The organism is Deltaproteobacteria bacterium (genome assembly GCA_016874775.1).
GTDB lineage: Bacteria > Desulfobacterota > Binatia > Bin18 > Bin18 > VGTJ01.
The window spans coordinates 1-10,066 of the sequence record VGTJ01000203.1 but is presented as its reverse complement, the minus strand read 5'-3'; the positions used below and the strand labels follow the sequence as shown (position 1 = coordinate 10,066).

Genomic DNA, 10,066 nt, shown 5'->3' with positions numbered 1-10,066 from the left:
CTTCACATCTCGTGCTCGTTGCATCGGTCTGGCCGTGAGAGTTTGGTGCGAACAACCACGCAGCAGCTCTTGCTGTCTCTCAACCTCGGGTGTCAAGCGGCTTTACCGGAAGCTCACGCATCATCGACGTATCAAGACGTGTTAGCGAAAGCCGAGACTCTATCTCCAGAAGATCTCACACGACTCATCGGCGAGTTGGGTAAGCTATTACAAGAAAAATGCGGCAAGTGGGACATGCTTAAAGATATAGAGGATGTGCGTGCCTACGTCGAATGGATGCGCTTCCGTGATTCTCGTCATAGCGATGGACGGCTGAAGACTCCCGAAGAATTCCTGGCTGAGGTGGATGAGGCTGAGTGACCATGGACACACGGTATTTGGTCGATACCACTGTGTTCATCCTGTATGTTCGCAGACAGTAAGAGGCCATGAGTTTCTTCCGCGACACCACGGCGACGATCTACTACTCTCATGTCACCCGCAAAGAATTAATTGCTCCTCCGATCAGTGATAGGGAGAAAAATGAGATTCTGGCATTCCTGCAGAACTATCGCCTTGTGAATGCTGATCCGCAAATCGCTGATGGGTTTTCTACGCTCCTGAATAAGTACACGTATCTGAAAGATCATCTCGCTGATGCCTTGATTGCAGCAACTGCCTGGAAGAAAGGCTTAGAACTCGTCACCACCAATCCACGGCACTTTGCCCCTATTGAAGAAATCAAGATGAGCAGATTCCCCGAGGATTTTTAAGATTCCTTGTTTTTCCTCACCTACGGTCGGAATTGCAGCGCTCGCGGCATAAGCGTGGCTGGGTGTGAGACGATGCGATAGGCGTTCTCCACCCACTCGCACACCCAGCGCCGTGTGTCGCGCGGATCGATCATCTCTTCCATCTGGAAGCGGTTGAGCGGCCCGATTGGTCCCCGCGCGCTCTCGATTCGCGCGTTGATCTCCGCACGCAGCGCCGCAGGATCAGCGGCTTCTGCAAGCTGGCGTTTGTATGCGGCCTCGATACCACCTTCCGGCGGGATGCCGCCCACATCTGCGGCCGGCCACACCACGCGTGCACTGGCTCCGCTGCGCGGCGTCGCATAGTTGTTGCCCGCAACCCCAAAGCTGCGGCGCATAATGACGGTGAAGATCGGCACCGAGACCTGCGCGAACGCGATCATCCATTCGGCGCCCTTGCGAATGGTACCGGCGATCTCATGCTCAAGACCCACCGCGAAGCCCGGATTGTCTACCAGGTTCAACACTGGGAGATGGAACAGATCACAGAGGTCAAGATGGCGCTTGAGCTTGTCACATCCATCGGCCGTGAGCGCGCCGCCGTTGATGTGGCGACAGTCAGAGGCGATGACACCTATCGGATAGCCATTGAAACGGACGAAGCCCACGATCTGGTCGGTCCCCCACAACGACCCAATCTCGAAGAACGAGCCGCGATCCGCCATCAAGCGAATGGCGCGGCGCATGTCGAAGGTCATCGTACGCTGGCGGGGGATGAGGGTGAACAGCTCTTCCTCCTGGCGATCAAGAGGATCGGCTGGGTCGGGCAGCAGTACCGGCGGCACTTCGTAGACGCTCGATGGCAGATAGGAGAGAAACTGCTTGGTCATCGCCGTCGCTTCTTCCTCTGACTCTGCAAGGTTGTCGACGGACCCATTGCGGCAATGAACCTGCCAACCGCCCAACTCTTCCTTCGAGATGTCATACCGCATCGCGTGACTCACAACTGGTGGTCCCGCCACGAACAACTGCGCGATGTCGCGCACCATGACAGCGAAATGCCCAAGCACCGCCTTCGCAGCGCCGATGCCCACCACACTGCCGAGCAGCATATTGACCACGGGCACTTGGCTCAGATGCTCGACATACATCGTACTGCCGAGGTGGCCCGGCAGGAACGAGCCGCCTTGGCCGGAGACCCGTGGGCGACCAGCAGTGATAGTCCCCGAACTTTCCTGCGCATTGCTCTCACCGGCCTTCTGCTGTTGCGGCACCATCGCGGCGACGCTGCCGCCGCCAGATGAACCGTCCAGTAAGCGAATCGATGGACAGCGCAGATCGAGGGACAGCCGATCCAGGTGAATGGCCTTCCCGCCGATCGCCCCATCGGCATGGCCACCGCGCGAGGTAAAATCATCGGCGCACACGACGGCTGTGCGGCCCGCGACCTTGCCCCATCCTCCCACATGATTAGCGGGCGTGAAGCCAGCAACACGTCCATGCTCGTCATAGTCCGCGAATCCCGCCAGGCTACCAACCTCACGAAATGTTCCAGCATCAAGTAGCAAATCGATACGCTCGCGGCAGGTCAGCTTGCCGCGCGACCGTTGGCGGACCACGCCCGGATCTTTCGACTCGGATGCGAACCGCTGATGCGCGATCGCTTGCAGCGCCTGCACATCGGCCATCATCGGCGCCCAGGTGTTCTCGCCGTAACTCCGCGGCGCGCGGATCTCGCTTGCGTGTGCCGAGGGAGCGATCGTGGCAATGATCTGTCCGACGGCAACCGTTACGCCGCTCTCGGTGGGACTGATGCCGGTGACGAGGCCAGCACAGTGCGCGGTGATCGCGGTCTCCATTTTCATCGCGCTGATGACCATCAACGTCGCGCCGGCTTCGACCGTCGTACCGGCTTCGACGGACACTTCGATGATGTTGCCTGCCATCGAGCTGGCGACGCCTTCCTCTCCACTCGGTACGGACAAGCCCGCCGATGCCGGATGCGCTCCATTCACAGTGAGTGCGGCTCTGCCACCGCGCAGCGAGGTCGCTTGCTGTTCGAGCAGCGCGAGCGCTCCCGATGCGGAGGCCACCTTACCGTTCGAGACAAGATCAGGATGCTCCGAGAAAAAGCTGGTACGAGCATTGCCCGCCCGTACCTCTGGATGTGAGAGGACCGCGCGCAACTGGCGCAGATTGGTCGGCAGACCTGCAATGTGGAACTCATCCAGCGCGCGTACGTTGTTGTCGAGCGCCGACGTGAAGGACTGAGTCGAGTTTGATTGACAGATGAGCTTGGCAAACATCGGGTCGAATTGCGGTGGCGGGGCGTAGCCCAGATAGCCACAGGAATCGACTCGCACGCCGCGACCGGTCGGTTCCTTATACCCTGTCAGCACACCAGCGCCGTTTGCGACGATGCGTGCTTGTACGGCATAGCCGCGCGGCTCTGTAATCGACTCCTGATTGACAATCCCCAACGCCGCAAGAGACTCGCCCGCCGCGATGCGGAACTGAGACTCGACGAGATCGATGCCTGTGACCTGCTCAGTAACAGTGTGTTCCACTTGGATGCGGGGATTGCACTCGATAAAAAAGTACTCACTGCGCTCCGGGCTGACCAGGAACTCAACGGTGCCCGCGTTCTCATAGCCAGCGGCCCGGGCCAGCCGAATTGCATCGTCCAAGATGCGTCGTCGCAGGCTGGCGTCCAGCCCCGGCGCTGGCGCAATCTCGACCACCTTCTGGTTGCGCAGCTGGACAGAGCAGTCGCGCTCGTAGAGATGCACGATGTTGCCCTGGCTATCAGCCAGGACCTGGACTTCGATATGACGAGGCCGGGCCAGCAGCTTCTCGATGAACAGCGAGCCATCGCCGAATGCTGCCTGTGCTTCACTCTGACAGCGCGCGAAAGCTGCCGACATCTCCTCACCACTTGTAACGGTACGCATACCACGCCCGCCGCCGCCCGCTGCCGCTTTCAGCATTACGGGATAGCCAATCTTTTCGGCGATCGCGCGGGCGTCCTCGGCACTCGCTACCGCATGCGGGCTGCCTGGAATGATCGGAATGCCGAGTGAGCGCGCCAACTTACGCGCCTGGGTCTTATCACCGAAGAGCGCGAGCGTCTCGGGACGCGGCCCGATGAAAGCAATACCCGCATCGACGCATTGCTGCGCGAAGGCGCTATTCTCGGACAGGAAACCGTAGCCAGGATGCACGCTGTCACAGTGAGTCGCCTTGGCCGCCGCAATCAACGCGCCGAGATCAAGATAGGCGCGCACAGGATTACTCGACGTTACCTGTAGCGAACGTGACTCCGTAGTAACCCGCGTATGCAGCGAGAGCGCGTCAGCCGGAGCATAGACACTGACCGACTCCACACCAAGCGCTGACGCAGCACGCGCGACGCGGATAGCAATTTCTCCTCGATTGGCAATCAATACACGTTTGAACAAAGAGGCACCCTCCCGCGGCTCAAATTCTACCAACTCCGCCATCCGCGCAAGTAGGTATCGCTCGTGCTTGGTATGCAACACGGGTTGTCGTGACAACGACATTGCAGGCGAGCACAGCGAGACCCGGAATCCAGGAATCTCAAGATCGAGAATTGAGATAGAGACAGAGAGGGCCGGATCGCTCTCGATCCCGACCACTATTCAAGGTCCCTCTTGCTGGCCGGTATGTGCAGAGACGGCGAGGGGGCGATGGCTCGTTGGGGCTCTACGGTAACAAAGGCGATCATGGCGCCTGCCAGAAACAGACCAAGACAGGATAAGAACGCAATCCCATAGTTCCCTGTGCTGTCGTACATCGCGCCTGCAGCGACTGGTCCGACGGCTCCTCCAATACTGAGCGCGATCGTCCCGACTGCGCCAGCAATGGCGCCGAACGCGCGCGTCCCGAAATCATGGCTGACCGAGAGTGGCCAAAGTACGACAAGGCCGCCGTAACCAAGCCCAACGCAGGGAACGAAGACTGCCAGGGCCCAGATCCCCAGAGTGTCAAAATATAAAAGGACGCCAACGCCTATCGCTTGCAGCACCAAACTAAGTGACAAAAGCCAATGAAAGTGGCGAACGTACTCGCTAGCCCAGCCCACGACGAACCGTCCACCCATCGTCATGCTGAGTGTCACTCCGGCTATGGTAGAAGCACTCTCCAAGGATAACCCGCTATCCTGCATGAACGCGACTTGGTGTGCGTGGACCGCTGCGGCAGCCATCAGTCCTAAGCAGAACGATATTCCGAGCAACCAGAAAGTCAGCGTGGACATGGCTTCTTTTAGCGTCCACCCGTCCGCCGCCTCTTGCTCTTCCATGGAAGAGGAAACGGAATGTTGAGTGAGGAACTCTTGCCCCAGCGGGACGAGTCCCTTTTCCGCTGGGGTATCGACGAGAAAGAACCACACGGCTGGGAGCATGCCACCAAGAGCCAACGCAGCGAGCCCCTGAAAGGCAGTGCGCCAGTTAAACTCTTCAATGAGAACGCCGGCAAGCGGGACAAGCACAAGCCCACCAAACCCGCCACCAATCAGTGCGATGCCCATTGCGCGGCCTCGTTTGGTGACAAACCATTGCGAGACCGCCTTGCCGACGGTCGCCGGGCCGATGCCTCCGAGCCCGACCCCCAGGAATGTATACAGCACGTAGAAGACAGCCAGACTGTCCATGTGACTCAGCAGCACGAGCGCGACCCCATCAATGATCGCGCTCAACACAAAGACAATCTTGACCCCACGAGCATCCGATAGCCACCCCCAAAAGGGAAGCGAGAGCCCTGCCGCGAGGAGGTAAAGAGAAAACGCGCCGGAAGTCTCTGCTCGTGTCCAGCCGAACTCCTGTGATAACGGCTTGAGGAACGCGGAAAAAATATAGGTGAATCCGCCATCGATGACGGAGATGAAAAATAAAATGGCGACGATGAACCAACCATAAAAGATGCGCTGCTCTGCGGAAGATTGTTCACCATTCGTATTGTGCCTGCTCATACCCTACACCTCGCCAGGGATAGATTGTCGATTCCGGGGACCTTCTGCTAGGTCCCATCTCGAAAACACGCAATGCTGAACGATAAATCAAGCAACGAGAAACCACGACCAACGACCGTAAGCGTTCAGCTCTCAGCTTTCAGTAGTCAGCCAGAAGCGGATTCATTCATTGCGGATTGCATCATTGACGATTGTTTGTCCAGCGGCGTCTATGGCTTGCAAGGGATGCTCTCAGCCATCTCATCAATGCGTTGCCCCTGAAAGCCCTTCCAATCCCTGGCGCGGGAGGCTACAGCTCATAGCAGGGGTTGGACTATGAGAGGGAACGTGTGAGGAAAAAGGGCGACACGAAAAGCGCTGCGGTGCCTGCGTTACCGCTCGGGTTCGAAGACTTGGTGCGGCAAGTGCGAACGTTGATTCAGGACGCGCGGCAGCAGGCCCTACGGGCCGTGGATGTAGTGCAAGTACGGACCTGTTGGGAGGTGGGGCGCCATATCGTCGAGTTTGAGCAAGGTGGTGCAGGCCGCGCCCGCTACGGTGCGAAACTCCTGACGCGGCTTGCGGAACGGCTCACCACCGAGTGTGGCAAGGGATTTGACGCGCGGAATTTACGACACATGCGAGCCTTCTATCTGCACTTCCCAAAATGGAACGCAGTGCGTACCACATTGAGCTGGACCCACTATCGAACACTCTTGCGGGTAGAAGATCCCCAAGCGCGAGCGTGGTACATGAAGGAGGCCGCCATCCAGAACTGGAGTGCCCGGGCGCTCGAACGTCAGATCGGTACGCTGTATTACGAACGGCTGCTGGCCAGTAAGGATCGTCCAGCCGTGCGCAAGGAAGCAAACCAGAAGCTTGCACCGTTGGCATATACGCCACGCGAGTTTGTCCGTGATCCCGTGCTGTTGGAATTCTTGGGGCTGCCTGACACGGGGAAGCTGCTGGAGTCAAATCTGGAGCACGCACTTATCAGTAACTTGCAGTCGTTCCTGTTAGAGCTGGGTAAAGGGTTCGCATTTGTGGCGCGGCAACAGCGGATCAGCACGGAGTCGAAGGATTTCTATGTGGATCTCGTCTTCTACAACTACCTGCTCAAGTGTTTCGTGCTCTTCGAGCTCAAGACCGGCGAACTCACCCATCAGGATATTGGGCAGATGGACATGTATGTCCGCATGTATGACGAGCAATGCCGTGGCCTAGAGGACAATCCTACTGTGGGGATCATCTTGTGTGCTCAAAAGGACGCGTCCGTCGTGCGCTATTCAGTGCTACATGGCAATGAACAGCTCTTTGCGAGTAAGTATCGCCTCGTCCTACCCACTGAGGAAGAATTGCGGGCCGAGTTAGACCGTGAGCAACGCCTGTTGCTCGACCGCAAAAGATCGCCGCGCACGACACGCAAACCTAAACGGTGACCTACTGCTCTACCTGCAGAGAGATCACCATCGAGACCTCGATTGCAGCAATTGGGGACGTTGCAAGAAAAGTGGGGCTGTGGACGTTCACGGGGATTTCACACGATCACCAGACCGCAACGAAGTAGCACAACTTGTTTATCCAGCGGTAGAGAAATTCAATATTGGGATATACTGCCGAGTAGGTAGTAGTAAACTCACAAGTGGAGTACTCCAGACGATCGCCCTTATCATATTGGTGACACTTTTTGACTCATTTTCGGTGCGCCAAGGGCACACGCTAGGGTTAGTCCCGATATTTCGCGATGATGAGGGGAAAAGGGAGTCGTCTGTGCGTCAACTAGGGCCAGGACAAGGGAAACATGGACTTGCATCCACATTCGGTAGCTTACACGGACTGTCACGTCTGGAAGCGGATGAGTTCTTGCGTTCACTAGGTGCGGAGGTACGCGTCACCGCAGGAGGCTATACGCGCTATAAGTTTCCCGATAGCTCTGAAGTGTGGATTCGTCCCACTGGTGAGGTGGTACGGCTGCCGCAACGCGAGTATAATCGACAAGGACAGCGAACCCATAAAGGGGCGCGTCTCGATGAAAATGGCGCCTTAACGTCAACTCACACGACGGGTGAGAAAGTAGAGAATTGACCATGGATGATTATCAAGCACTCGGCCTTGGTGACGCAGCGTCTGTGGTCACAGCGGTAACGGTGGACGCCGCTGACCAGTCTATTTTGCTTTCCTGTTTGTATAATCCTCAGGAAGCTTCGCTACCCTATACGTTACGATTTAATCACTGTGAGCATATCACTTGGGATACATTCGGTGATGTACTTGATTTGCAACATTTAGAGGCTGAGCTTGTGGGACTCTCACTCCAAAGACACGACGCACAAAAAGTAGCGGTTATTACGACGAATGTGTTTGAACTCTCCTTCCGCTATGGCAGCTTTTCCTTAGAAAAGTATTCCCCTAGCCCATCTCAGACCGCACCTAACTATCCGTTGGACTCGACTGCGGCCCGCGAGCGGTTTTGACTGAGCGCAAAAAGCCGCGGTTGGGCCGGAGCAAGTGAACGGTGGCGTTGGGCCTCTCAGTGGAAATAGGGAATGTTGCAAGGCAATTGGGGTTGTGGACATTCCGTGTATGCCACACGACCACCGGGCTGCGACGAAACAGCACGAATTGTTTTGGGAGCGGAAATAAGGGACGTGTTGGAAAATGACGATACTTCCTCTGACCTTCTGACACAAGGGTTCACGCGTACCGCCAAAAGAGGTAGGAGACGTTGGAGAAAAATTGAGGTGTTATGGCCGGCCCAGTAGGTAATGATCAAAAGAGTCCTGAGCCAACGGTAAGCAGACGTATCCAGATCGCAGTAGCAGTGATGGCTACGGTTCTTCTTCTTGCCTGGGCAATCGCTACGGTGTTTGAAATCCAGATGATCAAGGCATTCGCCATGGTCGTTCTGGTGGTGTTCGGCGTAATCATCGCGCTGTTAATGGTAGGAGTTGGCTAGTGCATGCGACCAACAATTCGCTGCAGGCACGACGACCCTGACGGACCGCTGCCTGAGCTCGAACGTTAGCCAACCAACAAGTGAGCTGTATCTCGCACGACGACATCAGGGAGCTGTCGTCAATTTAAGGATTGGACGTTGCGATTTCATAGCAGGTGATGAGCAATGGTCTCGATATAGGTTTCCTAAATCAGTTGTGGATGTGCGCCGTTCGTACTTCGACAGGCTCAGCACGAACGGAGACACTAGCACGGCGTAAACCCGTACACCCTGAGCTTGTCGAAGGATGGTTTGCGTTTCGGCCGCCTCTATCTCAAATGGGATGCCTATAGTCACTTATATGCAGGACTGCAACCATTCTCCCGTTGACGTTTCGTCTCATATCCTTTACACCGAACAGAGAGTGAGTTCACAAAACTTATTGCTCCAACACTTGTAGAAACTCCATGCGTTAGGAAGGAAGGCGAGAATGTCCACAGCTTGGCGTTTTTCGATTTGTCGCTCGGCAAGCACGGTCTTACTCTTGCTGGTTATGGCACCATTCCCCCACCTGCTTTTCGCGCAAGAGTCTTCTGGCACCCTGCAGCTAACGATCAATGACGCCACGACTGGACAGCCTGTTCCCGCGCGTGTCGAAATTCATGGTGCGGATGGGGCCTACCACGTGGCTGAGGATGCACTCCCGGCCAGCGGTGATTGTAGCATGGGCGATCCTGGGTCAGGTCCGGTGGACCAGGCCGCGTCGGTAGGGAAATTCGTATCTTTCCGGTGAACGCGCGTGACAAGTGAGGAGGAATGCGCATACCTTCCTACCGCAGAGTATCTTTGCACGGGAGGAAGAGGTCGATGTCACATGTGTCCCCAACCCAAGCTGAAGCGCATTTACAACAGGTGGCCGAGCAGTTTCACCAATGGCGGCAGAGTCGTGCCACGCCGCGAGGCTATCGCATTCCCGAGGCCTTATGGACCGAGGCCCTGTCACTAACCGAGGTGTTCTCGGTGGCCCAGGTGGCCAAACAGTTACACCTCAAACCTCAGGCCCTCAAACGGCGACAGGGAGCACCCGGAGCGAAAGCCTCGTCACCGGCCCCGGCGTTTGTCGAAGTGGCGCCGCCGCCGTGGCGGACGAGCCCGGTCGCGGTCGAAGTCCAGCGTCCGGACGGGACGCTGTTCCGCATCACCTATAGTGAATCTGCCCCAGCCGTGTCGGCCTTGCTCCAGACCTTCCTGGAGGTGCGCTAATGTTGCAACTCACGCCGCAGGGCCGCATCTTTCTCGCGCTCGCGCCGATTGATGGTAAGCGGTGATTGAACGGCGTTCTTTCCTCACACGAAGAGAGGTGCAAGATGAGCACACCCGGTCGAGAAACAGAGCGGGAATTTGTGACTCTCTATAGAGGAGGAAGGTATG

Annotated in this window: 8 protein-coding genes; 6 read left to right on the top strand and 2 right to left on the bottom strand. The window is 57.0% G+C overall.

Features of this window, described 5'->3' with window-relative positions:
* Window positions 1–428 precede the first annotated feature (428 nt).
* The gene (locus FJ147_24595) at window positions 429–752 is read left to right on the top strand and encodes a type II toxin-antitoxin system VapC family toxin (protein MBM4259066.1); all 324 of its coding nucleotides are present in this window, start codon (window positions 429–431) and stop codon (window positions 750–752) included.
* A 20-nt stretch (window positions 753–772) separates the two neighbouring features.
* On the opposite strand, the gene FJ147_24590 is transcribed toward FJ147_24595, so the two are convergent.
* Both FJ147_24590 and FJ147_24585 read right to left on the bottom strand, forming a co-directional pair.
* Window positions 773–4,387 (bottom strand): ATP-grasp domain-containing protein, encoded by a 3,615-nt coding sequence (locus tag FJ147_24590; GenBank protein ID MBM4259065.1) that lies wholly within the window; start codon window positions 4,385–4,387, stop codon window positions 773–775.
* The gene (locus FJ147_24585; GenBank protein ID MBM4259064.1) at window positions 4,387–5,721 is read right to left on the bottom strand and encodes an MFS transporter; all 1,335 of its coding nucleotides are present in this window, start codon (window positions 5,719–5,721) and stop codon (window positions 4,387–4,389) included. Before FJ147_24585 ends, FJ147_24590 begins: the two co-directional genes overlap by 1 nt.
* A 392-nt stretch (window positions 5,722–6,113) precedes the next feature.
* Between FJ147_24585 and FJ147_24580 the strand changes: the two genes are divergently transcribed.
* The 5 genes from FJ147_24580 (at window position 6,114) to FJ147_24560 (ending at window position 9,898) form a co-directional block, all read left to right on the top strand.
* Window positions 6,114–7,139, top strand: coding sequence for a DUF1016 domain-containing protein (locus tag FJ147_24580; GenBank protein MBM4259063.1), 1,026 nt, complete (start codon window positions 6,114–6,116; stop codon window positions 7,137–7,139).
* 331 nt (window positions 7,140–7,470) lie between these two features.
* The gene (locus FJ147_24575; GenBank protein MBM4259062.1) at window positions 7,471–7,785 is read left to right on the top strand and encodes a hypothetical protein; all 315 of its coding nucleotides are present in this window, start codon (window positions 7,471–7,473) and stop codon (window positions 7,783–7,785) included.
* Window positions 7,786–7,787: 2 nt separating this feature from the next.
* Entirely contained in the window at window positions 7,788–8,174 is a 387-nt protein-coding gene (locus FJ147_24570) for a hypothetical protein (protein ID MBM4259061.1), read from the top strand.
* A 951-nt stretch (window positions 8,175–9,125) separates the two neighbouring features.
* Window positions 9,126–9,428 carry a hypothetical protein gene (locus tag FJ147_24565; protein ID MBM4259060.1) on the top strand — a complete coding sequence of 101 codons (303 nt, stop codon included), beginning with the start codon at window positions 9,126–9,128 and terminating at the stop codon, window positions 9,426–9,428.
* A 74-nt stretch (window positions 9,429–9,502) separates the two neighbouring features.
* Complete coding sequence (locus tag FJ147_24560) at window positions 9,503–9,898, top strand: hypothetical protein (protein ID MBM4259059.1); 396 nt, start codon at window positions 9,503–9,505, stop codon at window positions 9,896–9,898.
* Window positions 9,899–10,066 lie beyond the last annotated feature (168 nt).

Bases quoted from the DNA above. Each gene is read 5' to 3' on its own strand.
- FJ147_24585 (MBM4259064.1), bottom strand. From the start codon at position 5,721: ATGAGCAGGCACAATACGAATGGTGAACAATCTTCCGCAGAGCAGCGC.
- FJ147_24570 (MBM4259061.1), top strand. From the start codon at position 7,788: ATGGATGATTATCAAGCACTCGGCCTTGGTGACGCAGCGTCTGTGGTC.
- FJ147_24595 (MBM4259066.1), top strand. From the start codon at position 429: ATGAGTTTCTTCCGCGACACCACGGCGACGATCTACTACTCTCATGTC.
- FJ147_24565 (MBM4259060.1), top strand. From the start codon at position 9,126: ATGTCCACAGCTTGGCGTTTTTCGATTTGTCGCTCGGCAAGCACGGTC.
- FJ147_24560 (MBM4259059.1), top strand. From the start codon at position 9,503: ATGTCACATGTGTCCCCAACCCAAGCTGAAGCGCATTTACAACAGGTG.